18 protein-coding genes and 1 pseudogene are annotated in these 23,524 nt (G+C 72.5%); 9 read left to right on the forward strand and 10 right to left on the reverse strand.

Annotated features, from left to right (window positions below):
• Positions 1-7 precede the first annotated feature (7 nt).
• From ABZ370_RS29565 to ABZ370_RS29575, 3 genes are all read right to left on the reverse strand, one after another.
• Entirely contained in the window at positions 8-1,114 is a 1,107-nt protein-coding gene (locus tag ABZ370_RS29565; RefSeq protein WP_358626611.1) for an alpha/beta hydrolase, read from the reverse strand.
• A gap of 96 nt (positions 1,115-1,210) precedes the next feature.
• Entirely contained in the window at positions 1,211-1,963 is a 753-nt protein-coding gene (locus ABZ370_RS29570; RefSeq protein WP_358626613.1) for an ABC transporter permease, read from the reverse strand.
• Positions 1,964-2,030: 67 nt separating this feature from the next.
• Positions 2,031-2,828, reverse strand: a complete 798-nt coding sequence (locus tag ABZ370_RS29575) for an ATP-binding cassette domain-containing protein (RefSeq protein ID WP_358626615.1) — start codon at positions 2,826-2,828, stop codon at positions 2,031-2,033.
• A gap of 74 nt (positions 2,829-2,902) precedes the next feature.
• On the opposite strand from ABZ370_RS29575, the gene ABZ370_RS29580 reads away from it, so the two are divergent.
• Positions 2,903-3,562: a TetR/AcrR family transcriptional regulator gene (locus ABZ370_RS29580; protein WP_358626617.1), complete on the forward strand. Its 660-nt coding sequence runs from the start codon at positions 2,903-2,905 to the stop codon at positions 3,560-3,562.
• Complete coding sequence (locus ABZ370_RS29585) at positions 3,550-3,858, forward strand: DUF6204 family protein (protein ID WP_358626619.1); 309 nt, start codon at positions 3,550-3,552, stop codon at positions 3,856-3,858. The genes ABZ370_RS29580 and ABZ370_RS29585 overlap by 13 nt, the downstream gene beginning before the upstream one ends.
• Before the next feature lie 72 nt (positions 3,859-3,930).
• Here the strand turns inward: ABZ370_RS29585 and ABZ370_RS29590 are convergent, their stop codons facing one another.
• The gene (locus ABZ370_RS29590; protein ID WP_358626621.1) at positions 3,931-7,098 is read right to left on the reverse strand and encodes a glycoside hydrolase family 38 C-terminal domain-containing protein; all 3,168 of its coding nucleotides are present in this window, start codon (positions 7,096-7,098) and stop codon (positions 3,931-3,933) included.
• Positions 7,099-7,313: 215 nt separating this feature from the next.
• Between ABZ370_RS29590 and ABZ370_RS29595 the strand changes: the two genes are divergently transcribed.
• Entirely contained in the window at positions 7,314-7,739 is a 426-nt protein-coding gene (locus tag ABZ370_RS29595; protein ID WP_358626623.1) for an ATP-binding protein, read from the forward strand.
• A gap of 48 nt (positions 7,740-7,787) precedes the next feature.
• On the opposite strand, the gene ABZ370_RS29600 is transcribed toward ABZ370_RS29595, so the two are convergent.
• On the reverse strand, positions 7,788-8,999 hold the full coding sequence (locus ABZ370_RS29600) for a DUF2637 domain-containing protein (RefSeq protein WP_358626625.1): 1,212 nt from the start codon (positions 8,997-8,999) through the stop codon (positions 7,788-7,790).
• A gap of 480 nt (positions 9,000-9,479) precedes the next feature.
• On the opposite strand from ABZ370_RS29600, the gene ABZ370_RS29605 reads away from it, so the two are divergent.
• On the forward strand, positions 9,480-10,169 hold the full coding sequence (locus ABZ370_RS29605; RefSeq protein ID WP_358626627.1) for a GntR family transcriptional regulator: 690 nt from the start codon (positions 9,480-9,482) through the stop codon (positions 10,167-10,169).
• A 491-nt stretch (positions 10,170-10,660) separates the two neighbouring features.
• On the opposite strand, the gene ABZ370_RS29610 is transcribed toward ABZ370_RS29605, so the two are convergent.
• Together ABZ370_RS29610 and ABZ370_RS29615 are read right to left on the reverse strand one after the other, a co-directional pair.
• Complete coding sequence (locus tag ABZ370_RS29610; protein WP_358626708.1) at positions 10,661-11,440, reverse strand: hypothetical protein; 780 nt, start codon at positions 11,438-11,440, stop codon at positions 10,661-10,663.
• 150 nt (positions 11,441-11,590) lie between these two features.
• On the reverse strand, positions 11,591-13,330 hold the full coding sequence (locus ABZ370_RS29615) for a PucR family transcriptional regulator ligand-binding domain-containing protein (protein WP_358626629.1): 1,740 nt from the start codon (positions 13,328-13,330) through the stop codon (positions 11,591-11,593).
• A gap of 245 nt (positions 13,331-13,575) precedes the next feature.
• Between ABZ370_RS29615 and ABZ370_RS29620 the strand changes: the two genes are divergently transcribed.
• The 4 genes from ABZ370_RS29620 (at position 13,576) to ABZ370_RS29635 (ending at position 19,158) form a co-directional block, all read left to right on the forward strand.
• Complete coding sequence (locus tag ABZ370_RS29620) at positions 13,576-14,466, forward strand: FAD binding domain-containing protein (protein ID WP_358626631.1); 891 nt, start codon at positions 13,576-13,578, stop codon at positions 14,464-14,466.
• The gene (locus ABZ370_RS29625; RefSeq protein ID WP_358626633.1) at positions 14,457-14,987 is read left to right on the forward strand and encodes a (2Fe-2S)-binding protein; all 531 of its coding nucleotides are present in this window, start codon (positions 14,457-14,459) and stop codon (positions 14,985-14,987) included. The genes ABZ370_RS29620 and ABZ370_RS29625 overlap by 10 nt, the downstream gene beginning before the upstream one ends.
• 2 nt (positions 14,988-14,989) lie before the next feature.
• Positions 14,990-17,377, forward strand: a complete 2,388-nt coding sequence (gene pucD / locus ABZ370_RS29630) for a xanthine dehydrogenase subunit D (protein ID WP_358626635.1) — start codon at positions 14,990-14,992, stop codon at positions 17,375-17,377.
• Positions 17,378-17,535: 158 nt separating this feature from the next.
• Complete coding sequence (locus tag ABZ370_RS29635) at positions 17,536-19,158, forward strand: glycoside hydrolase family 6 protein (RefSeq protein ID WP_358626637.1); 1,623 nt, start codon at positions 17,536-17,538, stop codon at positions 19,156-19,158.
• A gap of 56 nt (positions 19,159-19,214) precedes the next feature.
• Here ABZ370_RS29635 and ABZ370_RS29640 read toward each other — a convergent pair whose 3' ends face one another.
• On the reverse strand, positions 19,215-20,099 hold the full coding sequence (locus ABZ370_RS29640) for a phosphatidylinositol-specific phospholipase C (protein ID WP_358626639.1): 885 nt from the start codon (positions 20,097-20,099) through the stop codon (positions 19,215-19,217).
• Positions 20,100-20,306: 207 nt separating this feature from the next.
• On the opposite strand from ABZ370_RS29640, the gene ABZ370_RS29645 reads away from it, so the two are divergent.
• The gene (locus ABZ370_RS29645) at positions 20,307-22,070 is read left to right on the forward strand and encodes a hypothetical protein (RefSeq protein WP_358626710.1); all 1,764 of its coding nucleotides are present in this window, start codon (positions 20,307-20,309) and stop codon (positions 22,068-22,070) included.
• Positions 22,071-22,163: 93 nt separating this feature from the next.
• On the opposite strand, the gene ABZ370_RS29650 is transcribed toward ABZ370_RS29645, so the two are convergent.
• Together ABZ370_RS29650 and ABZ370_RS29655 are read right to left on the reverse strand one after the other, a co-directional pair.
• Positions 22,164-22,829: a cutinase family protein gene (locus ABZ370_RS29650; protein ID WP_358626641.1), complete on the reverse strand. Its 666-nt coding sequence runs from the start codon at positions 22,827-22,829 to the stop codon at positions 22,164-22,166.
• A gap of 81 nt (positions 22,830-22,910) precedes the next feature.
• A pseudogene (locus ABZ370_RS29655) lies at positions 22,911-23,432 on the reverse strand (helix-turn-helix domain-containing protein); the annotation flags it as partial.
• Positions 23,433-23,524 lie beyond the last annotated feature (92 nt).

Consider the following 23,524-nt stretch of genomic DNA (forward strand, 5'->3'; position numbering starts at 1 on the left):
CACCTGATCAGCCGGACTTCTGCCAGGCGCAGCTGCCGAGCGTGGCACGCCCCTTCTCCACCAGCGGATCGGCGACCCTGGCCGGTGGCATCGAGCTGTGTCCCCGGTAGCAGACGACGGTGCGGTCCGGGTACCCGGCCAGGTCGACGAGGATCTGATCCCAGTGCCGGTACTGCACGTCATGCCCCGAGTCGGCATAGCTGCGTACGACCGGGTCGCCGGGCAGATGGTCCTTCCAGGTCCCGACCATGCTCGGCGGCACGGTCGTGTCCTTCTTCCCGCTGTAGACGATGACGGGCGCCTTCAGCTTCGACAGATCCGGGCCCGGCCGCCCGCAGTACAGCTTCTGCTCGTGCACCTGCGGCGCGGGATCGGCCTTCTGCCCGCGCTGGTTGTAGGTGCGGGCGCCGTCCTCGTACGCGGTGTCGGCGAACCCGGGCACCCGCTTGGTCGGGCTGTCCTCCGGAAGCGCCCACCAGATACGCGGATCGGCGATCTGCTTCTCCAGGGACTTGCCCAGCTCCTCGTCGGACATCGAGCAGTACGACGGCTTGGCCCCGTACGGTGGCAAGGCGGCGGCCAGGTGCAGCGACTGAATACGGTCCGGTGCCCGGGAAGCCAGCTCAGCGGCGTAGGGACCGCCGCCCGAGATGGCGATCACACTGACCTTGCGCACCCCGATGCGGTCCAGTACCTGAAGCGCGTCTTCCACGAAGTCGGCCTTCCCCAGGCCCCTGTCGAACTGCGTATCCCCGAAGCCGTTGCGCTCGACGGATATCAGCCGCAGCCCGAGCGACTCCCGCGTGCTGCGCAGGAAGTCCGTCATATGTGCCGCCCGCGCGCTGGTCCCCGTGCCCCCGATGTAGAGCACCGGCTTCCCGTCCCGAGGCCCCTCGTCGATGTAGTGCGCGGTGCGCCCCGAATCCAGCTTCATCGCCCGCACCTCGGGCCCGAGCGAATCGAACTCGTCCTGGATGCGAACCTGATGAACGTCGGTGGCGCGGGGCTCACGCGGCGACGTGGCGGTGGCGCTGCCACTTACGGCCCCGGAACCGGTGAGCAGGAGGGTCGCGGCGGCGGTGGCGACGATACCGGTGACGAGCGATCTGGGCACGTATCTCTCCTGGCCGTATGCGGTTAGTTGAACGCCTGCCTACCCCGCCTGATCGATTCTGACGCGTGGTGAGCCGCCGGGCCGCGCGCCGTGGCCTCAGCGTTCCGCGCGGCGGAAGAGGCGGGCTCCGGCGGTGAGGCACAGGGCGGCCAGGGCCAGGGTGACGGCGGCGCCGAGGGCGAGCGTGCCGTCCGCGTAGTGGCCCAGGTAGGCCTGGCGTACGGCGTCGACCGTGTAGCGGAACGGCACGGCGCGCGAGGCGCCGTCCAGCCAGCCGGGGGCCAGGGACATCGGCAGCAGCAGCCCGGACAGCAGCATCAGCGGCATGCCCGCCGTGTTGGCGATGGCGGCGAACTCGGGCGTGGTCCTCACGTGCATGGCCAGCCCGTACGAGAGGGCGGCCAGTGCCGTCGAGAGGACGGCCACGAACAGCAGGCCGAGCAGGATGCCGGGGAGCGGCGCCCGCAGCCCGAAGGCCAGCCCGAGGAGGACGAGCAGCACCGACTGGGCGACCAGCTGGACGACGTCGCGCAGCACCCGGCCGAGCAGCAGGGCCAGGGGGCTCACCGGGGTGACCCGCATGCGGTCGATCACGCCGAGGTTGCGGTCCATCAGGAGGCCGAGTCCCACGTACGAGCCGCCGAGCAGGGCGAGCTGGACGAGCACCCCGGGGACCAGGGTCTGCCAGGACGAACCGCTCACGCCCAGGCTGAGTTTGGTCAGCAGCGGTCCGAAGAGCGCCAGGAAGAGCAGCGGTTGGAGCATGCCGAAGAAGAGATTGGTCTTGGAGCGGAGGGTGGCCCGCAGATAGCGGCCGAAGACGACTCCGGTGTCGGCGAGCAGGGTCATGGCGGTGCCTCAAGGTGTCGAAGGGGCGAGGAGGTGAAGGGGTGAAGGGGCGGATGGTTCAGATGGTTCAGATGGCGAGGGGTTCATCGGCCGTGGCGGACCGGCCGGTGATGGCCAGGAAGGCCTCCTGAAGGCTGGCGGTGGGGTTGCCCGCATGGCGGGCCTTGAGGTCGGCGGGGGTGCCCTCGGCGACGATCACCCCGGCGTCCACGACCACGATCCGGTCGGCGAGCGCGTCGGCCTCGTCCAGATAGTGCGTGGTGAGGAAGACCGTGGTGCCGTGCTCGGCGCGGATGCGCCGGACCAGGTCCCACAGTTCGGCGCGGCTGCCGGGGTCGAGCCCGGTGGTCGGTTCGTCGAGGAAGACCACCTCGGGCCGGTTGATCAGGCCGAGCGCGATCTCCACCCGGCGGCGCTGACCGCCGGAGAGCGCGCCGGTGGGGCGGTCCAGCAGGGCCGTGAGGCCGAGATCCCGGGCGAGTTCCTCGGCGCGCTCGCGCGCCTCGGCTTTGGGCAGCCGGTGCAGCCGCCCCTGGGTGACCAGTTCCTCGCGTACGGCGCAGGCGGGGTCCAGGCCGCCGGACTGGGCCACGTAGCCGATCCTGCGGCGTACCCCCGCGGAGTCGCCGCGCAGATCGTGCCCGGCGACCGTGGCCTCGCCGCCGCTGGGCGGCAGCAGCGTGGTGAGCATGCGCAGGGTCGTGGTCTTGCCCGCCCCGTTGGGGCCGAGGAAGCCGAGGATTTCGCCGCGGTCGACGGTCAGGTCGATGCCGCGGACGGCGTGTACGGGGCCCGCCGGGAGCGGATACGTCCGGGTGAGGCCCCGGGTGCGGATGGCCGGTGAGCGGAGGGGTGGTGTGGGCATGTCGGCGATAAAAGCACAGTGGATTGCAAAAGTGCAATCGACTTCAACTTTGCAGTGCGGTTAGACTTCAGGGCATGGCAGAAGGGCTTCGGGAGCGCAAGAAGCGGGAGACGCGGCAGCGCATCAACCGGGTCGCGATCGAACTGTTCGTGGAGCGGGGCTTCGACCGCGTCACGATCGCCGAGGTCGCGGCCGCGGCGGAGGTGTCGGTCAACACCCTTTACAACTACTTCGAGGCGAAGGAGGACCTGGTGCTGCCGCCGGATCAGGCGTCCTCGCGGCGGCTCGCCGACCTCGTACGGGACCGCGGCCCCGGGGAGTCGGCGGCCGACGCGGTGCTGGCGCGGCTGCGGGACGAGGTGGGGCGGCGGGACCGCTCGCTCGGGCTGACCGAGGGCTTCGGGCGGGTCTTCGCGATGATGCGCGCCGCGCCTACGCTCATCGCCCGGCTGGAGGATCTCGGCCGGGAGATGACCGACGCGCTGGCCGCCGTGCTGGCCGAGGAGACCGGCGCCGCGCCGGACGATCCGCTGCCGCGGGTGGTGGCCACGCAGCTCGGGGCGTTCCACGCGCTGGTGTTCGCCGAGATCGGCAGGCGGACCGAGGCGGGGGAGGGGCCCGACGCGATCGCCGCGGCGGTGAACGGTCTGCTGGACGCGTTCCAGAGGGTGCTGGGCGAGCCGCTGGCCACCTATGCCGTACGGGGGAAGGGGGCGCAGGCGTGTTCCGGGTGACGATCCGTGGTGTGTTCGAGGGGTTGGACGGGGAGGCCCGGACCGCGCTGCTGGAAGGAGCCGACGCCTTCCGGACCGCCTTCACCGAGGAGGGCACGTTCACCTACGGCCGTGGGCTCTCGGCGTTCACCTTCCGCTGCCAGGTGCCCGCGGAGGCGGACGGCGACGGTGAGGCGGAGGCGACCGAGCGGGCCATGGCGGCGCTGGTGGCGCACGGCTATCCGCACCGGGTCCTGCGGGTCGGGGTGACGGATATGCGCCACATCAAGATCCGTCGCAAGGGGCGCGGCAGGTGAGGGGGAGATGAGCGGGCCGCCCGGCGCCGCGCGGGGGCGGCACCGGGCGGTCGACATGTCTGCGAGGGATGGTTACGCGGGCACCGGCCGCAGCCGCAGGGTGACGATCTGATGCGGCCGCAGGGCCAGGCTCAGCCCGGCCGGGCCGGTGGCGGCCGGGTGGAGCGGGCGCTCCAGCAGATCGGTGACGTCCGCGGACAGGACCGGGAAACCGGCGATGAGCGTGCCCGCCGCGCGGCCGCCGTGCGACTCGTACAGCCGCACCACCACATCCCCGCTGCGGTCCTCGGCGAGCTTGACCGACTCCACCGTGATCGCCGGGTTGTCCACGGAGAGCAGCGGCGCGGGACCGGCCGGGCCCGCGGGCAGGGTGCGCAGCGGCAGGTTCAGCGCCAGGCCCCCGGCGACCGCGTCGCCGACGCTCGCGCCGGGCAGCAGCGCGTAGCGGAAGCGGTGGGTGCCGAGGTCCGTTTCGGGGTCGGGGCTGTGCGGGGCGCGCAGCAGCGTCAGCCGTACGGTCGTGCCGAGCACGTCATCCTCACCCTCACCCTCGCCGTCGTCGGTGGAGTGCGTCGTACGGGTCACGTCGTGGCCGTACGTCGAGTCGTTGAGCAGCGCGGCCCCGTACCCTGGCTCGGCGACCCGCAGCCAGCGGTGGGCGCAGATCTCGAAACGGGCCGCGTCCCAGCTGGTGTTGGTGTGCGTGGCGCGCTCCACATGCCCGAACTGGATCTCCGCCGTGGACTCCCGGGCGTGGACGTCCAGCGGGAACGCCGCCTTGAGGACCTTCTCCGACTCCTGCCAGTCCACCTCCGTCGCGATGTCGAGGCGGCCACTGCCCGCCGCCAGGGTCAGTTCCTCGACGACGCGCGAGGCGCCGAAGGCACGGACGACGCGGACGGTCGCGCGCAGCGGACCGGACTCGGTCAGCTCGACCGACTCGGCCGCGGTGAGGTCGGTGTGGCTGCGGCGGTAGTGGCGGTCGATGTCCCAGGCGTCCCAGTGGTTGGGGTGGTCGGGGTGGAGCTGGAGGAGGTTGCCGCGCGCGCCCGGGGCCAGCACCTCGCGGCCCGCCGTCAGATCGAGGACGGAGGTGAGCAGCCCGTCGCCGTCGATGGTGACCCGCAGCAGATCGTTGTCGAGGACGATGGCGTGACCGTCGCTCAGCGAGGTCACCGGCGGCGCGTTCCACACCGTACCGGCGACGGCCGCCGTGCCCAGCGCGGCCACCCGGACCCCGGCCGCCGCGCGCCCGTCGCCCAGCGGCTGCACCGGGGTGTCGGTGGGCAGGGCCGCCGCCGTCTCCGCGTCCAGGACGGCGACCTCCTCGCGCTCGTACGGCGAGGCGTTGAGCACCGCCGGGGCGCCGGGGCCACCAGGACCGGCGGTGCCCAGGGCCCCCGCCGCGTCCGCGACGATCCGCTCCAGCTCGGTGCGCACCCGCGCGTACGTCTCGCGCGCCTCGCGGTGCACCCAGGCGATCGAGGAGCCCGGCAGGATGTCATGGAACTGGTGCAGCAGCACCGTCTTCCAGATCCGGTCCAGGTCGTCGTACGGATAGGCGTACCCGGGCACGCGGAGCGCGGCGGCCGTGGCCCACAGCTCGGCCTCCCGCAGCAGGTGTTCGCTGCGCCGGTTGCCCTGCTTGGTCGCCGCCTGGGTGGTGTACGTGGCCCGGTGCAGCTCCAGGTACATCTCGCCCGACCACACCGGCGCCTTGGCCCCGTACTCCCGCTCCGCCTCGGCGAAGAACACCGACGGCTTGTGGATCTCGACGCGCGGCGAGCCCTCCAGGGAGCCCAGCCGCCGCGCCTTCTCCAGCATCTCGCGGGTGGGGCCGCCCCCGCCGTCGCCCCAGCCGAAGGGGACGAGGGAGCGGGTCGCGAGGCCCTTGTCGGCGAAGTTCTTCTCCGCGTGGGCGAGTTCGGCCGCGCTGAACTGGGCGTTGTAGGTGTCCACCGGCGGGAAGTGGGTGAAGACGCGGGTGCCGTCGATGCCCTCCCACCAGAAGGTGTGGTGCGGCATCTTGTTGGACTGGTTCCAGGACAGCTTCTGGGTGAGGAACCACTTCACCCCGGCCAACTTGGCGAGCTGCGGGAACGCCGCGGTGTAGCCGAAGGAGTCCGGCAGCCAGATCTCCTCGGTGTCCACCCCCAGCTCCTCCAGGAAGAACCGCTTGCCGTGCACGATCTGCCGGGCCAGGGCCTCGCCGCCGGGCATGTTGGCGTCCGACTCGACCCACATAGAGCCGACCGGCGCCCAGGTGCCGTCCGCGACCGCCTTCTTGATCCGCTCCCAGATGTGCGGCTGGTGCTCCTTGACCCAGGCGTACTGCTGCGCCTGTGAGCACGCGAACACCAGTTCCGGGTAGTCCTCCGCGAGCGCGGTGACGTTGGCGAACGTACGGGACGCCTTGCGCACGGTCTCGCGCAGCGGCCACAGCCACGCCGAGTCGATGTGGGCGTGCCCGGCCGCCGAGACGCGGTGGGCGCTGGCGTGTGCGGGGCGCTTGAGCACCTCGGTCAGCTCGGCGCGCGCGGCGGCCGCGGTGGCGGGCACGTCGTGCAGGTCGAGCGCGTCGAGCGCGTTCTCCAGGGCGCGCAGGATCTCGTGGCGGCGCGGCCGGTCCGCGGGCAGTTCGTCCATCAGCTCGGACAGCACCTCGATGTCCAGGACCAGATGCCAGACGTTCTCGTCGAGCACGGCCACATCGGCGGACGCGAAGCGGTACAGCGGCCGGTCCCCGGCGGTGAGCACGTCGCCGAGCGGGGTGGGGGCGAAGCCGTCGCGCAGCACGGACGGATTGGCGGCCGCCTCCAGCAGCAGCCGTACGGGTTCGCCGCCGGCGGCCGGGGACGCGAGGGGGATGTGGCGGTTACGGGGGTGGATGCCCTTGAGCGGTACGCCGTGCGCGTCGTACACCAGCCCCTCGGCCTGGAACCCCGGACCATCGTCCGTGAAGCCGGGGTCGATGACGACCTCGACCCGACGCCCCGCCCACTCCTCCGGAACCGCGCCCTCCAGCCGGAACCACCACGTGGACCACGGCTCGCCCCACTCCGTACCGGCCTCGAACGGCTCGTACGTCCCGGCGAGCGCGTCGGCGACCGGGACCGGCTCATCGGGGGTACGCCAGGCGTACAGGGACAGCGGAACGCGCGCCGGGTACTGGGCGGGCCGGATGAACTGGTGCAACGCCCGCTCCAGGCGCCCCTCCACCAACAGTCGGTCGTCGTGCATCAACGCTCCTCGGGCTCGGCGCTCAGCGGATCACTCGGGAGGTGTCTTCCCCCGGTGTGTGGCACGGCAACAGGCGGGAATGCATTCCGTGAACATGTTCGAGGGGATTCGACAGCATGGGACGCTGGCCGCGCCGAGGGCGGCCGGGGCGGGGGAGGATGAAGCGTCAGCCTGTACGGCGGGGCCGGATGACCAACCGGCCGGACTCTGGGGCGGTGGCCATCGAAGGGGAGCGGGGCCGGGTCCTCAACAAGCGACTGAGGCATGACGACTACGCGGCGGTGGCGGACGTCCGCGCCGGGCTGCGCGAGATGCTGCGGCACTGGGGCGAGCCCGGCCGGGCCGATCTCGCCGAGCTGCTGACGAGCGAGCTGGTGACGAACGCGCTGGTGCACACCGACCGGGGCGCGCATGTCACGGCCAGGATGGGCGGCGGGATCGCCGGGCCGGTGAGGGGCCGATTACGGGTCGAGGTGCGGGACTTCGTGTCCCGTCACCCGACGCTGCGCGGCCACCCCCCGGAGGAGAGCACCTCCGGGAGGGGCCTGCTGCTGGTGCACACGCTCGCGGACGCGTGGGGCATACGGGCCCACGGCGTGGGCAAGGCGGTCTGGTTCGAGCTGGACGCGGACGGGGGCTGATGCCACCGGGCGCCCGTCATCGGCACATACGGCCGAACTCAGCTGAACTCAGCCGAACTGCCTCTCGATCTGCGCGAGCTTCTCCTCCAGGGAGTCCAGTCGCGGGATGGTCAGGGTGTCGTCCTCGGCGGTGAGGTCGACGGTGCGCGCCCTGTCCTTGTCGCCGTCCTTGCTGCCGTCCGTGTTCTTCGCCTTGTCCTGGTCGGCTTCGGTGATGGTGGAGTCACCGAAGCCGAAGCTGAAATCCAGGTCACGGCTCCAGTCCCGGCCGCGGTTCTCGCGGCGGTCGTCGCGGTGACCGGCCTCAGCCGCGTCCGCGGACTGCAAGGCGGGCCGAGCTGAGGGCGCTGACAGCTCGGCCGCTTCGGCTTTTCCCAGCGCGTTCTCCTCAAGGGAGGACTCCGCGGTGAGCTGCGGCGGCTGTGCCGCGGCGGCGAGGTCCACCTGGCGGCCACCACTCCGGCCCCATGCGCGGTGCTGCCGGTTGAGCGCCCGTATCCGGGCCTTGTCCAGCTTCTCCTGGCCCCGGCGGCGGTTGCGGTTCTGCTCCTTCTCGCGCCGGTCCTCGCGGACCTCCTCGACCGCCTCGTCCAGCGTCCGTACGTTCTCCAGCAGCATCAGCGACCAGGCGCCGAAGGTCTCGCGGGGCGCGCGCAGCCAGCGGACGATACGGATCTGCGGCAGCGGGCGGGGCACCAGGCCCTGCTCGCGCAGCGCGGCCCGGCGGGTCTGCTTGAGCGCCCGGTCGAAGAGGACCGCGGCCGACAGCGACATGCCCGCGAAGAACTGCGGCGCACCGTCGTGGCCCATGCCGCGCGGCGCGTGCACCCAGTTGAACCAGGCGGAGGCGCCCGCGAACAGCCACACCAGCAGCCGCGAGCCGAGCGCCGCGTCACCGTGGCTGGCCTCGCGCACCGCCAGCACCGAGCAGAACATCGCGGCGCCGTCCAGCCCGAACGGGACCAGGTACTCCCAGCCGCCCGAGAGATTCAGGTTCTGCTGCCCGAAGCCCACGAGGCCGTGGAAGGAGAGCGCGGCCGCGACCGCGGCACAGCAGAACAGCAGGACGTACGAGGCCGTCGCGTAGACGGCCTCCTTGCGCCGGCGGCGCTCCTCACTGCGCTCCCAGGAGTCGGCGAGCCCGCTCTCCTCCTGCTTCCCGTTACGGCCGCGCGCGAGGACAACTCCCGCCCCCACGACTCCGACGAGCGCTATGACGACTGGCACGGCCCAGCCCAGCGATATGTCCGTCAGTCTCATCCGGTGCCCCTTGCCTCGCTTCCGTGAAGTTCTGGCCGCAGTGCGGCCCTACTCGCGCGACATCCTGGCGGAATCCTGCCGGGCCTCAAGCGGTTTCCGGACAAGTGGCCGCCAAGTGGGCGGGGGGACACGCGGATAGGTGCGATACGGTTCGAACGCTCGCTCGTTGCAAGCGGCTTGATTCTATTCACGTAACCCGATCGCGGGTAAATCGGATCGGTCGGCTTGCCGTCGGACGTCCAAACCTCTTGGTGATCTTTACCCCGCTCCTGTCCGGTAGTGGGCGCTTCGGGAACGCCGCATCCGTGGCCGAAACGCATCGCTCACCGGGTTCGGCGGGGCCGGAACCCGACGGGGTGCGGGCCGCGGGCGGGCAGCGGAATGTGGTCAGGGTCATGCCGGGCTTCCTGTCCCTGTGTGTGGGCTTTGTCCTCGGGCGGCATCCGCATATCGTTTCGATGGGATGTCAGGAGGACCCGAGTGGAGCAGGCCAAAGCCGAGGCGGCTACGGAGTCGCGGGGCCCCTCCGGCGTGCCCGTGGCGCGCAGGTCCCCGCGCCGCCACTCCGTGCGCGGACAGATCCTGGACGCCCTGCGGGACGCGCTGGTCGGCGGTGACCTGACCCCGGGCGAGGTGTACTCCGCCCCGGCCCTCGCCGACCGCTTCGGCGTCTCGCCCACCCCCGTACGCGAGGCCATGCAGCAGCTCGCGGGCGAGGGCGCCGTCGAGGTCGTGCCGAACCGCGGCTTCCGGGTGGCCCGGCGCAGTGCGCGCGAGCTGGCCGAGCTGGCCGAGGTCCGGGCCCTGCTGGAGGTTCCGGTGATGCTCAGCCTGGCCCGGGCGATCGCGCCCGAGCGCTGGGCGCGGCTGCGGCCGTTCGCGGAGGCGACGGCGGTGGCGGCCGCGAAGGGGGACCGCGCCGCCTACCTGGAGTCGGACCGTACGTTCCACCAGTCGGTGCTGAGCCTGGCGGGGAACCAGCAGCTGGTCGTCGTCGCCGATGAGCTCCACCGGCGTGCGCAGTGGCCGCTGGCCTGTGGGCGGGCCGTGCGTACCGCCGATCTGGTCGCCGATGCGGCCGAGCATATGGCGCTGCTCGATGCGCTTGCCGTGCGTGACCTGGGCGTGGTGGAGTCCCTGGTCCGCGAACACTTCACGTCCGGCGCCTGACGCGCCGCCCAGCCGCCGGCCTTTCCCCTACCCGCCCCTCCCCGACCCCGGGTCGCCGCCCCGGACCCCGCCCGGCTGCGGCCCCGCCCGGGCCGTCGCCCCGCCGCGGGGGCTCCGCCCCCTGCACCCCCGCTCCTCAAACGCCGGAGGGGCTGGATGGTGCCCTCAACCGTTGTGGGCAATCGTTCCGCAACCGTTGTGGGCAACTGTTCCGCAGGGCGGAACGGGTGGGCACAACCCGGCCACCGGCCTGCACTAGGCAGCGATACCGCAGGTGGCACAACCCGCCCACCGGCACGCGCCCGGCGGTGAAGCCTGAGGTGGCACGACGCGCCACCGGCCCGCGCCCGGCGGCGATGCCTCAGGTGGCACAACGCGGCCACCCGCGCCCGGCGACGATGCCCCAGGGGGGGGCACGCCCGGCCACCGGCCCGCGCCCGGCGGTGAAGCCTGAGGGGCGCGGCCCCTCAAGCCTGAGGGGGCGCGGCCCCTCATACCGCTAACTGCTCGGCCAGCCACACCGGCACACCACCCAGCAGCCGCACCAGCCGCCCCGCCTCGGCGCGTAGCCGTTGCGCCTCCGGTTCCTCCTCTACGTCCGCCAGGGAGGCCAGCGCGGGGGCGATGCCGACCAGGTAGCCCAGCTCCTCGCGGATGCGCAGCGATTCGGCGAAGCCTTGGCGGGCCTCGGCGAGGTTGCCCTCTTCCTCGGCCATCCCGGCCAGATGCCGCCAGGTGAAGGAGCGCAGCAGCGTGTCGCCGTGGGTGGCGGCGCCCGCGTGGGCGCGCTGGAAGGCGGCCTGGGCGCCGGTGGGGTTGTGGGCGAGGTGCTGGGAGATCAGCCCGCGGCGGAAGTCCAGCAGCGGGCGGGTGCGCGAGCCGGGCCCGAGCAGCGCGGCGGCCCGGCCGAGGGCGGTACGCGCCTCGTCGGCGCGGTCCCGGTTCCCGAGCAGGGTGGAGGCGTACGCGAGATAGCCGCGCTCGCAGGCGATGGCGCCCCGCTCGTCGTCGGTGAGCGCCAGGGCCTCGGCCGCCCGCAGCGCGTCCGCGGCCGCGTCCCAGCCCTGGGAGGTGTACATGCACCGCTCGATCAGGATGGCGCTGCGCTGGAGGGCCGCGGCCGCGTCGTCCGTGGCGTGCGGGGCGAGCAGTTCGGCGGCGTCCTTCCAGCACGCCCGTGAGCGCAGCCGCCACACCGCCGTGTCGAGCGGGTCGTCCGCCCGCCCGGCCCGTAGGCCGGAGTCGGAGTCCGACGATCCAGGTGGTGACATGGCGGTGTCCGCCACATTGCCCTCCCCAAGCGCGTCATCGAGCCGGAAGCCGTTGCCGAATCTCAACACGGAAGCGCGCGCCCGGCCAAGAGGTTGGTGTGAATGAATTCACAAACCACCGTCCCGAGTGGTGGCGCGGCCGTCCGTGCGTCAGCTCATCCGCAGGGCGAGAAAGAAGTCCAGCTTGTCCTCCAGCCGGGCCAGATCGCGCCCGGTCAGCTGTTCGATCCGGCCCACCCGGTAGCGCAGCGTGTTGACGTGCAGATGCAGCCGCGCCGCGCACCGCGTCCAGGAACCGTCGCACTCCAGGAACGCTTCCAGGGTCGGGATCAGCTCGGCCCGGTGGCGGCGGTCGTACGCGCGCAGCGGGTCCAGCAGCCGGGCGGTGAAGGCGCGGCGTACGTCGTCCGGGACGAAGGGGAGCAGCAGTACGTGCGAGGCCAGCTCCTGGTGCCCGGCCGCGCTGACCCGGCCCGGCCGAGCGGCGGCCACCCGGCGGGCGTGCCGGGCCTCCTCCAGCGCGCCGCGCAGCGCCTCGGCGGAGTGCACGGGGGCGCTGACGCCCAGCGTCAGCCGGGCGTCGTCGCCCAGCCCGCGGGCGAGCGGTTCGCCGACGGCGGCGAGCAGGGCGTCCGCGTGCAGCCCCGGCTCATGGCCCTCCGTCTCCCCTTCAGCTTCAGCGGACGCGGCGTCGGCGGGCAGCGGGAGGAGGGCTACCGCCTCGTCGCCGGTGTGCGCCACGGCGATCCGGTCCGAGGGCCCGGCACCGGCCGACCGCGGGTCCACCAGGATCTCTTCCAGCAGCGCCTGCGCGACCGGGCCGCCGCCCCCGTCCTCCTCGCCGGGCGTCGCCTCCAGCCGCGCCACCACGACCTGCCAGTGCGGCGCCGCGCCGCTGTCGAGCCCCGGCAGCAGCACCGGCGCGGCCACCCGCAGCCGGGCCGTGATCTCGGCGGACGGCGCGCCCGTCTGGAGCAGCTCCAGCACCTCCTGGGCGAGCTGCCGCCGCACCGCACCGGCCGCGTCCCGCCGGTCGCGCTCGACCGCGATCAGCTGGGTGACCCCGTGCAGCAGGTCCAGCCGCTCGTCCGGCCACTCCCCGGCGTCCGCGGCGACCGCCAGCAGCCAGTCGGCGAGCCGGGTCGCGTGCGGATCGCCCGTGCCGCCACCGCCCGTACCGCCACTACCCGCACCGCCACTACCCGTGCCGCCGCCGCGGATGGGAAAGAGGGAGTACGTCACGCCGTTCGCGGCGGTCAGCCGGTGCGGACCGTGGCGTCCGGCGCGCCGGGCGGCCAACTGCTCACCGGCCAGCTGGGCGCGGACCGGCCGCGGCAGCTCCGCGGCCGCGGGGGCGGTCGGCCCCGCGATCTGGCGGCCGGTGGGCGAGAGCACCCAGGCGGGCAGATCGAGGTCCGAGCCGAGCAGATCGAGCACCACCTCGGGGCCGCCACCCGTGGCCCCCGGGGTCATCAGCCGCCGGTGCCGCTCCACCACGGCGGCCAGATCCCCGGCCCGCTCGCCGGAGACCTGGCGGACGACATGCTCGGTGATCGACGCGAACGCCACGTCCTCGACGACGGAGAACAGCGGCAGCCGGTGCCGCGCGCAGGCCCGCACCAGGTCCTCGGGGACGGAGCCCAGCTCCGCCTCGCCCGCCGCGAGCCCGGCCACCCCGGCGGCCACCAGGATCGTGACGAACCGCTCGGAGTCGTCCGGCTCCCGCCGCCACGCCAGCCCCGTCAGCACCAGCTCGCCGCCCGACAGATAGCGGCTCGGATCGCGCAGGTCGGTGGTCATCACGCCGCGTACGGTGCGGTTCAGCTCGTCCTCGCCGCCGAGCAGGCGCAGGCCCAGGGCGTCGGTCTCCAGCAGTGCGCGCAGCCGCATGATGGTGCCAGCCGATCTTGTTTTTGTTGCTCGTTTTTGTCGCTCGTGTTGTGTCACCGGCGAGGTCACCGGTCGGATACCGCGAGGTTTCCGTTCGCTGTTGTTCGTTCGAATCTACAAGACCAGCGCGCTGGCCAGCCAATTGCTTCATGCCTTCGGTGACTGCCCCCGGGGCCCGCGGCCGGGTCTACTGGACTGGGAGCCGCGTGCACGAGTTCCTTCAGGACTGGTGAGAAGAGAGGCCCATGGACTTCCTGCGCCCCGCCGACTGGCCGGAGGCGCTCGCCGTGAAGGCCGAGCACCCCGACGCCGTACCGATCGCGGGTGGCACCGATGTGATGGTCGAGATCAACTTTGATCACCGGCGGCCCGAACGGCTGCTGGATCTGACCCGTATCGGCGAATTGGGGGAGTGGGAGACCGGTGAGCGGACGGTCCGGCTGGGCGCCGGGGTTCCGTACGCCCGGATCATCGAGCGGCTGCGTCCCGAGCTGCCCGCCCTCGCGCTCGCCTCGCACACCGTGGGCTCGCCGCAGATCCGCAACCGGGGCACCGTGGGCGGCAACCTCGGCGCCGCCTCGCCCGCCGGGGACGCCCATCCGGCGCTGCTGGCGGCCGGGGCCGAAGTCGAGGTGGCCTCGGTGCGCGGCACCCGGATGATCCCGGTCGAGGAGTTCTACACCGGGGTCAAGCGCAACGCGCTGGCGCCCGACGAGCTGATCAGGGCCGTCCACATCGAGAAGGCCGACGGGCCGCAGCAGTTCTCCAAGGTCGGCACCCGCAACGCCATGGTCATCGCGGTGTGCGCCTTCGCCCTCGCCCTGCATCCGCGCACCCGCACGGTGCGGACCGGCATCGGCTCCGCCGCGCCCACGCCGGTCCGGGCCCGGGCGGCGGAGGACTTCCTGAACGCGGCGCTGGCGGAGGGCGCCTTCTGGGACCGTGGCGAAACGATTCCACCCGCGGTCGCCCGGGAATTCGCGCAGCTGTGCGCGGGCGCGTGCGACCCCATCGACGACGTACGCGGCAGCGCCGCCTACCGCCGCCACGCGGTGACGGTCATGGCGCGCCGCACGCTCGGCTGGACCTGGCAGGCGTACCGCGAGGGCGAAGGGAGGGCCGCCGCATGCGCGTGAACATGACCGTCAACGGCCGGCCGCAGCAGACCGACGACGTCTGGGAGGGCGAGTCCCTGCTGTACGTGCTGCGCGAACGGCTCGGTCTGCCGGGCTCGAAGAACGCCTGTGAGCAGGGCGAATGCGGATCGTGCACGGTCCGGCTCGACGGCATGCCGGTGTGCGCGTGCCTGGTGGCCGCCGGGCAGGCCGAGGGGCGCGAGGTGGTGACCGTCGAGGGGCTTCCGGAGTACGCGGAGCGCCGTACCGCCCACGAGGCGGGTACGGCCGGTGCCGGGGGCAGCGCGCTGGCCCCCGTACAGCAGGCGTTCATCGACGCGGGCGCCGTCCAGTGCGGCTTCTGCACCCCCGGCTTGCTGGTCGCCGCCGATGAGCTGCTGGAACGGCGGCCCGACCCCTCCGACGCCGACATCCGCGAGGCGCTCTCCGGCAACCTCTGCCGCTGCACCGGCTACGAGAAGATCCTCGACGCGGTACGCCTCGCCGCCGCCCGCACGTCGACGGCCGGGGAGGCGAGCTGACCATGCGACCCGACCGCGCCCCCACCAAGATCACCCAGGCCCATCTGACCGGCAGCCGGGGCAAGGGCCACATCGGCGAGTCCACCCTGCGCCCCGACGGCACGCTCAAGGTGACCGGCGAGTTCGCGTACTCCTCCGACCTGTGGCACGAGGACATGCTGTGGGGCTTCACCCTGCGCAGCCCCCACGCCCACGCCGAGATCCGGTCCATCGACATCAGCGCGGCGCTGGCCCTGCCCGGCGTCCACGCCGTCATGACGCACGACGACCTCCCGGCCGCCACCCACTACGGGCTGGAGATCCACGATCAGCCCGTCCTCGCCAAGGACCGGGTCCGCTACCACGGCGAGGCCGTCGCGATCGTCGCCGCCGACCACCCCGAGACCGCCCGCCGCGCCGCCGCCCGCATCGAGGTCGACTACGCCGAGCTGCCGCTCGTGGTCGACGAGGCCACCGCCACCGCGCCCGGCGCGCCGCTGCTCCACCCCGGCCGCGCCGACCACCACGCCGCCCACGCCCCGCACCCCAACGTCGTCCACCGCCAGCCCGTGCGGCGCGGCGACGTCGCCGCCGCGAAGGCCCGCGCCGATGTCGTCGTACGCCGGGACTACGAGGTCGGCATGCAGGACCAGGCGTTCCTGGGGCCCGAGTCCGGGCTCGCGGTGCCCGCCGAGGACGGCGGCATCGACCTCTACATCGCCACCCAGTGGCTGCACGTGGACCGCGACCAGCTCGCCCCGGTGCTGGGCCTGCCCGCCGACAAGGTGCGGCTGACGCTCTCGGGTGTGGGCGGGGCGTTCGGGGCGCGCGAGGACCTGTCCATGCAGGCGCACGCCAGTCTGCTGGCGCTCCGTACCGGCAAACCCGTGAAGATCGTTTACAACCGCTACGAGTCGTTTTTCGGCCATGTCCACCGGCACCCCGCCAAGCTCACCTACGAGCACGGCGCCACCCGCGACGGTCGGCTGCTCTACGTCCAGTGCCGCATCGTGCTGGACGGCGGAGCGTACGCTTCCTCCTCCCCGGCGGTCGTCGGCAACGCCGCCTCCCTGGCGATCGGCCCCTACGTCGTCGAGCATGTGGACGTCGAGGCGCTCGCCCTCTACTCCAACAATCCGCCCTGCGGCGCGATGCGCGGCTTCGGCGCGGTGCAGGCCTGCTTCGCGTACGAGGCGCAGATGGACGCCGTGGCCCATGAACTCGGCCTGCACCCCGTCGAGTTCCGGCAGCGCAACGCCATGGCGCAGGGCGCCGTCATGCCCACCGGCCAGCTCGTCGACTCCCCGGCCCCGGTCGCCGAGATCCTGCGCCGGGTCCGGGACCTCCCCCTCCCGCCGGAGCGCTCCTGGCAGACGTCGGACGGGGATGTCGACATCCGCGCCCTGCCCGGCGGTCTGTCCAACACCACCCACGGCGAGAGCGTGGTGCGGGGCGTCGGCTACGCGGTCGGCATCAAGAACGTCGGCTTCTCCGAGGGCTTCGACGACTACTCCACGGCCCGGGTGCGTCTGGAGGTCATCGGCGGCGAACCCGTCGCCCTGGTCCACACCGCAATGGCCGAGGTCGGGCAGGGCGGCGTCACCGTCCACGCCCAGATCGCCCGTACCGAACTCGGCGTCAGCCAGGTCACCATCCACCCCGCCGACACCCGGGTCGGCTCCGCCGGGTCCACGTCCGCCTCCCGCCAGACGTATATGACCGGCGGCGCCATCAAGCACACCTGCGAGGCGGTGCGGGACGAGGTCTTCCGCCGCTGCGGCCTGCCGAGCGGTGCGGGTGCCGGTTCCGGCGCTCCCGGGCTGCTGCTGCGCGACGGCAAGGTGGTCACCGACACCGGCGAGGTCGTCGCCGATCTGACCGACCTTCTCGGCGACGACGCGATCGACATCGAGAAGGAGTTCCGGCACCGCCCCACCGAGCCGTTCGACCTCACGACCGGTCAGGGCTTCGGCCACGTCCAGTACTCCTTCTGCGCCCATCGCGCCGTCGTCGAGGTCGACACCGAGCTGGGCCTGGTCAAGGTCATCGAACTGGCGGCCGCCCAGGACGTCGGCAAGGCGCTCAACCCGCTCTCCGTCGTCGGCCAGATCCAGGGCGGCTCCACGCAGGGCCTCGGACTCGCCGTGATGGAGGAGATCCTCGTCTCGGACGGCGCCCGCGTCCGCAACCCGTCCTTCACCGACTATCTGATCCCCACCATCCTCGACACCCCGACCATGCCGGTCGACATCCTCGAGCTGGCGGACCATCACGCCCCCTACGGACTCCGGGGCGTCGGCGAGGCGCCGACCCTCTCCTCCACCCCGGCGGTCGTCGCGGCCATCCGCGCCGCGACCGGCCTGCGGCTGGGGCGGGTGCCGGTGCGCCCGGAGCATCTGACGGGCACCTGAGCCGTCCCCCGGGATCGACCGGGTGGATTACCTGACGGGCCGCCACCCCTGGGCGGGAATCGCGTTCGGCCACTCGGCGGACGCTCGCGTTGCCGGGTCCCGGTTTCTGAGTGAGCCTCAGAAACCGACCCATGCGCCCCGCCCCTTGGAGTACGCCCGTGCGAACGAGACGGAAAACCCTCGCCGTGTCGATGGCCGTTCTGGCCGCAACTTCCCTTCCCCTGCTGAGCGGTTCCACCGTTCAGGCCGCCGTACAGGAGCGCGCCGCCGCGCCCTCGCGCGGCATGCCCCTCTACGTTCCCCCGGCCGACCGGGCCTCATACCGTCAGGTGACCCGGCTCGCCTGGCGGGGCGACTACCGCACGGCCGCCGGGCTCCTCGCCATGGTGCGCACCCCGCAGGCGGTCTGGTACGGGGACGAGTCCCCGGCCCGGGTCGCCCGCCTGGTCCGGAGGACCACGAGCGACGCCGCGGGGCGCGGCAGGCTGCCGGTGCTCGCCCTCTACAACGTCCCGGGCCGTGACTGCGGCAGCTACTCCGCCGGGGGAGCGCGGACCACCGACGAGTACAAGGCGTGGATCGACGCCGTGGCCCAGGGGATCGGCGACCGCGAGGTGATGATCGTCCTCGAACCCGACTCGCTGGCGCTGCTGCCGTCCGACTGCGGTGCGCAGACGAGCGAGGACACCCCGGCCGAGGACACGACCCCGACTACGACGGAGACGGCCCCGACGACGGGTGTGGAGACGACCCCGGCCATGGGTACGGACGTAGCCACGGGCGCGACGGGTACGGACACGGCCACGGGCACGGACGCGGTTGCCGGGGCGGCCACGGGTACGGGCACGGACGCGCTCACCGAGCCCACCACCGCCCCCACCCCGAATCCGCAACCCGGCGCCATCGCCACCCCCGGCGCCCAGCCCGGCGCGGCCGCCGCCGCCGAGACCCCGGCCCAGGAGCCGTTCCTCCCCGCCGACCCCGCCGACCTCGACAAGGACCCCGGGGCCGCCGGTCAGTCCGTCACCGAGCCCGTCACCGAGCCCGTCACCGAGCCGAATACGGCAGCGGAGCAGGGGACGGCCACCGAGCCGGAGCCGGAGTCCCGCGAGGACAGGCTGACCGCCGCCCGCTTCACCGAGATCAAGTACGCCGTCGACACCCTCATGGCGCTCACCAACGCCAAGGTCTACCTCGACGCGGGCCACGCTGACTGGCATGCCGTCAGCAGCATCGTCCCGCGTCTCATCGCGGCCGGTATCGACGAGGCGACCGGCTTCGCCCTCAACGTCTCGCACTACCAGACGGACCAGGCCAGCGCCCTCTACGGACGGCTTGTCTCCGCGTGCCTGGCCTACGTCGCCGACGGCGGCGACCCGGACGCCTGCCCCGACCGGACCCGGTCGCGGCGGCACATCCGGACCTGGCTGCGCCTCCACGAGCCGGACGACCCGTCGGCGATGAAGCACTTCGTCACCGACACCAGCCGCAACGGCCGCGGCCCCTGGACACCGCGGTACGGCCACCGGGCGGACCCCCAGTCCTGGTGCAACCCGCCCCGCCGCGGCCTCGGCGCCCGCCCCACCACCGCCACGGGCGACCCGCTGCAGGACGCCGCCCTCTGGGTGAAGACGCCCGGCCAGTCCGACGGCCGCTGCCTGCGCGGCACCTCCGGCCCCTCGGACCCGGTACGCGGCACGGTGAACCCCGACGCGGGCCAGTGGTTCCCCGACCAGGCCCTGGAACTCGTCCGCTTCGCCCGCCCCTCGGTCACTCCCTGACGCATACGCCGGTATGGCGGCGGCTCATCGGCCATGAGCCGCCGCCACCGGGTGTGTCAGCCCGCCGGGTTGTGCCGCACCAGGGTGTCGACCAGGCCCGAGGTGGTGTTCGGGAAGTCCAGCGGGACGATGCCGAGGCCCGTCCAGCTCTGGTTGCCCGCGTTCTCCAGCAGGGACTTGACCTGCGGGTTGAGGCGGTCCGCGTTGGAGCGGGGCGGGAGGAGCGCGGCGGTGCTGACGTAGTTCATGTACAGCTTGCCGGGCTGGGCCACCGCCTTCCGGAACTGTGCCTCGACCTTGGGGTACTTGCCGAACGGCTCCGCCATGTAGTCGTCCTGGATGTCGAACAGCTGCGGATCGGCGTACCGGACGCCCGGCATGTTGTCGGAGTCGGCGAGCAGTACGACCCGGCCACGGGCCTGGCCCAGGGTCGGGAGGGTGGCGTCGAGGCGGAAGAGGGAGCGCCAGCCCTTGCCGTCGAGATAGGTGTCGAAGATCCGGCGGAACTCGGCGGCGCTCTCCTCCGAGTACTCCTGCTTGACGCGCATCAGCACGGTCTCGGACGGATGCGCGGAGAGGAAGGCGCGGCACGCGCCGAGCACATCGTCGAAGTTGAGGTTCTGGTAGAAGGAGCCGTGGTGGATCGGGAAGGCGTTCTCGAACGCGCGGCAGCGGATGTCCAGGAAGCGGATGCCACTGCCCAGCTGGTCGGCGATGGTGGTGTTCTGGCACTCGGTCCACGGCCCGCCGTAACGGGCACCGGAGTCGTGTGTTCCGGGGAGGGTCAGCCGCTGCACGGGCGTGGCGTCGGCGATGCCGGAGAGCCAGTCCTGCGCGGCCAGCGGCCGGGCCGGTGCGGCGGTCGCGACACCGCCTAATGCGGTGACCACCCCCGCGGTGGACAGTGCGGCCGCGCCCTTGAGGAACCCTCGCCGGTCCATACGCAAACTCCCGTCGTTCACCCGTTCGTACCGTGCGCTCGGCATCGAAGCACAAAAGGTGGCCGGGGGAAACGGTAAGCCGCTGAATGCTTACGTGGTCGGTGAGTTGGGTCCTGGTGACAAAGGTGTGCGCGGGTGCTGCGTTCTTGTGAGCATGGGCGGGGCGGGTCGTGCGCGCGGTTCTACGGTCCCAGCATGGACACGAGCATGGACACGACACGTAGCAGAGGGAGAACCTCGAAATCCCCGCGCGGCGCCGCGATGGCGGTGCTGCTGGCGGTGGGGATGCTGGTCACGGGGGTGCCGGACGCGCGGGGCGAGAGCGTGCGGGGCGAGAGCGTGCGGGAGGAGGGGGCGGCGCGGAGCGAGGCGCCGGTGGTGTCGGCGGGTGCGGCCGGGGGCGTGACCGAGACCGTGGTGCGGGTGAAGGCGCCGCTGCCCGCGTCGTTCGGGGCGCGGCCCGCGGCGTGTGACTGGCTGTCGTATCTGCGCTACCGCGCCGCCGACGGGCCGCAGTCCTCGGCCGACGCCGACCGTATCCTCGTCGCGCAGCCGGGGATTCTGGAGGGGGCCGGGGCGTTCGACAGCGTCGCCCGCAACACCGTGGCGCGCGCCGCGGAGCGGGGGCAGCACGTGGAGTTCTGGGCGCTGGACCGGCGGTCCAACTGTCTGGAGGACCGCACCGGTATCGCCTCCGGCGACCAGCACGCGGCCGTCGACTACTACTACCGGGGCAAGGCGGTGGACGGCCGTACCTTCGACGGGTACGTCGGCAACGGCCGGATGGGGTGGATGGCGAAGCTCGGCATCGAGCAGACCGTACGGGACGAATACGACCTGCTGGCCGCCGAGTTGCCCGACCAGCGGGTGCGCAAGCAGAAGGTGCTGTGCGGCGGGCACTCCCTCGGTGGCGTGATCACCGGCTATCTGGCGGCCGCCGACTTCGACGGCAACCCCGCCACCACCGCCGACGCCGGATACAACCAGTGCGCCGGTTACTTCGCCCTCGACACCACCGTCTCCACCTCGCTCGGCGACCTCAGCGGCAGCATCCCGGACGACACCAACCTGCCCGACGTGGGCCTCGGCTACGGCGTGGTGCAGGCCGGACTCGACAGCGGGGTGCTGCCGCGTTCGCTGTCCGCGCCGGTGCTGCTGAACCCCGAGACCATGACCCTGCTGGCCATCGCCGGTCTGGGCGCCGTAGGGGACCCGGGTGGCGAGGCCGACCTGCCCAGTTATCTGCCCGCGAACGTCAACATCGAGGCGACGAACCGCTTCCTGTTCTCCAAGGACACCGCCACCTTCCTCAGCGGCAAACCCGCGGTGAAGGACTTCCGGCTCACCAACGAGGCGGTGCTCGGCGCGCTGATGGACGACCACTCCGTACCGCTGGCGTTCCTGCAGAGCAGCGTGGGCTTCTTCGACGGCGGGCCGGTCGTCGACAAGAACTTCCCCGTCGCCAACGGCGGCGACACGCGGCCGGGGCTGTTCGGCGGTGAGTACAAGGCCATCCCGGACCAGCCCGGCGGGCCGCTCTACACATGGCGGAATTACGACCGGGTGGGCGACCCCGACGACCCCGGGTACCGGTCGGCCGACGGGACGCCGTTCACCGGCGCGGGCAAGGAGGTCACCGACGTCCAGGAACTGGCCCGCAGCCTGGCCCGGCAGCCGCTGGACTTCACCGAGCAGTACTTCCCGACCAAGCTGGTCACCGACCTTGAGCTGACCACCTCGCCGCAGGTGAAACGGCTCGTCGTGCATCCGAACGGGCTCACCGCCAACCCGACGCTGACCGTGCTCGCGGGCGACGGACTGCTGGCGGGCCGTATCCCGGCCGACCTCCACCCCGTGGTGGCCGACGGCTATCAGCACCTCGACGTGCTGACCGCCGCGGCCGTGCAGAACAACGGCCGTCCCGAGCCCGTCTCCACCAACCTCGCGGAGTTCGCCCGGGCGCCGCGGTAGCCCGTCCCGTCATGGGGGAAGGGCCCGGGAATTCGCCGATTCCCGGGCCCTTCTCATGTGCGTGTGTGTCTGTGTCTGTGTCTGTGTGCGGGATCAGACCTTGCCCGCGGCGAAGGTGGCCGCCGCGTCGGCGTTCGCGGTGTAGCCGAGGTGCGCTCCCACGTCGGTCCCGCCGTTCTGGCAGATGGGGTCGCCGTTGGCGCAGAAGTCGATGGTGCGGCTCTGGTACGTACCGGTGACGCTCTTGCCGATGGCCCGGATCGGGTTGCCGAACAGCAGCACGGCGGCGACCTTGGGTTCGAGTGCGGCGGGAATGGTGGCCACGATCGGGCTGCCGACCACCGCGCCCGCGCTGCTGATGCCGATCGAGTTGTCGACGACGTTGGCGCCCTGCGAATACCCGACCAGCACGAAACGCTGGTTCGGGCATGCGGCCGCCTGGCTCTTGACGTGGTTCACCACGTCCGCGTTGCCCTGCGCGGCCGAGGTGAGGGAGAGGTCGGCGGGGTAGTTCACCTTGTAGCCGGAGAGGGATTTGCCGGTGATTTTCTTCTGCAGCGCGGAATACACGGGGTCGCCGACGATGAAGCCGAGGTCGCCCGGCTCGAAGGTGCCGCGGGCCGCGACGACGTCGATGTCGGGGCAGGCGGCGGCGGTTGCCGTCGCCGTTGCGGCTGCTGTTGCCGGCGGCGCTGAGAGGGTGACCAGTCCGGCCCCGCCGAACAGCGAGAGCGCGGCGAGGCCCAAGCGGATACGCATGGGGAATCCTTTGAGGGTGGGGCGCGTGGAGCGCCTGCGGACAAGGACGTCCCGAAGGTATTCGCGTGAACTGACCAAGTGTTATGGACGGGAATTCAAATATTCCTCGCCTTTTTGTGCGGAGGTGAGCGAGGGAAATTCATGGCGGAGCGCTTCGGCGCGCAGGGCCAGGATGAGATCCAGACGGCTGCCGGGATCGTGCAGGGCGTCGCCGAAGAGCTTCTCCAACTGGCGCAGGCGATAGCGGACCGTCTGCGGGTGGATGTGGAGGCGGGCGGCGACGTCGGGCACGTTGCTGCCGCTGAGCAACCACGCCAGCAACGTCTCGGCGAGCCGCCCGCGCTGCCCCTCGGACACCGCGCCGAGGGGCGCGAGGGCCCGTGCGTGGAGCTGGGCGAGCATGGGCTCGTCGCTGTGCAGGAGCAGGGTCGACAGGTGGTCGGCGCACCGCACCACGCCCTGCCGGGGCAGGATGCCGCGGCCCATCAGCCCCAGCGCCCGGGTGGCCCAGTGCAGCGACCGCGCGGCCTCGGCGAGCGGGACGGTGGGCCCGATCGCCGCAGGCCGCCCCCGCAACGCAACCGCGAACGCCCGGCTACCGAAGCCACCGAGCCCGGCGGGGCCGCCGGTGCTGCCGGTGCCCCCAGCGCTGCCGATGCCGCCGAAGCCCGCGGTGCCGCCGGAGCCCGAGCCCC

The sequence above is a fragment of the Streptomyces sp. NPDC005962 genome (assembly GCF_040629205.1).
Taxonomy (GTDB): Bacteria; Actinomycetota; Actinomycetes; order Streptomycetales; family Streptomycetaceae; genus Streptomyces.

What these genes read in the sequence shown, in the direction of transcription:
- ABZ370_RS29590 (WP_358626621.1), bottom strand. Translation starts at nt 7,098, where the DNA reads ATGCACGACGACCGACTGTTGGTGGAGGGGCGCCTGGAGCGGGCGTTG.
- ABZ370_RS29610 (WP_358626708.1), bottom strand. Translation starts at nt 11,440, where the DNA reads ATGTCACCACCTGGATCGTCGGACTCCGACTCCGGCCTACGGGCCGGG.
- pucD (WP_358626635.1), top strand. Translation starts at nt 14,990, where the DNA reads ATGCGACCCGACCGCGCCCCCACCAAGATCACCCAGGCCCATCTGACC.
- ABZ370_RS29570 (WP_358626613.1), bottom strand. Translation starts at nt 1,963, where the DNA reads ATGACCCTGCTCGCCGACACCGGAGTCGTCTTCGGCCGCTATCTGCGG.
- ABZ370_RS29645 (WP_358626710.1), top strand. Translation starts at nt 20,307, where the DNA reads ATGGACACGACACGTAGCAGAGGGAGAACCTCGAAATCCCCGCGCGGC.
- ABZ370_RS29580 (WP_358626617.1), top strand. Translation starts at nt 2,903, where the DNA reads ATGGCAGAAGGGCTTCGGGAGCGCAAGAAGCGGGAGACGCGGCAGCGC.
- ABZ370_RS29575 (WP_358626615.1), bottom strand. Translation starts at nt 2,828, where the DNA reads ATGCCCACACCACCCCTCCGCTCACCGGCCATCCGCACCCGGGGCCTC.
- ABZ370_RS29615 (WP_358626629.1), bottom strand. Translation starts at nt 13,330, where the DNA reads ATGCGGCTGCGCGCACTGCTGGAGACCGACGCCCTGGGCCTGCGCCTG.
- ABZ370_RS29640 (WP_358626639.1), bottom strand. Translation starts at nt 20,099, where the DNA reads ATGGACCGGCGAGGGTTCCTCAAGGGCGCGGCCGCACTGTCCACCGCG.
- ABZ370_RS29620 (WP_358626631.1), top strand. Translation starts at nt 13,576, where the DNA reads ATGGACTTCCTGCGCCCCGCCGACTGGCCGGAGGCGCTCGCCGTGAAG.
- ABZ370_RS29625 (WP_358626633.1), top strand. Translation starts at nt 14,457, where the DNA reads ATGCGCGTGAACATGACCGTCAACGGCCGGCCGCAGCAGACCGACGAC.
- ABZ370_RS29650 (WP_358626641.1), bottom strand. Translation starts at nt 22,829, where the DNA reads ATGCGTATCCGCTTGGGCCTCGCCGCGCTCTCGCTGTTCGGCGGGGCC.
- ABZ370_RS29600 (WP_358626625.1), bottom strand. Translation starts at nt 8,999, where the DNA reads ATGAGACTGACGGACATATCGCTGGGCTGGGCCGTGCCAGTCGTCATA.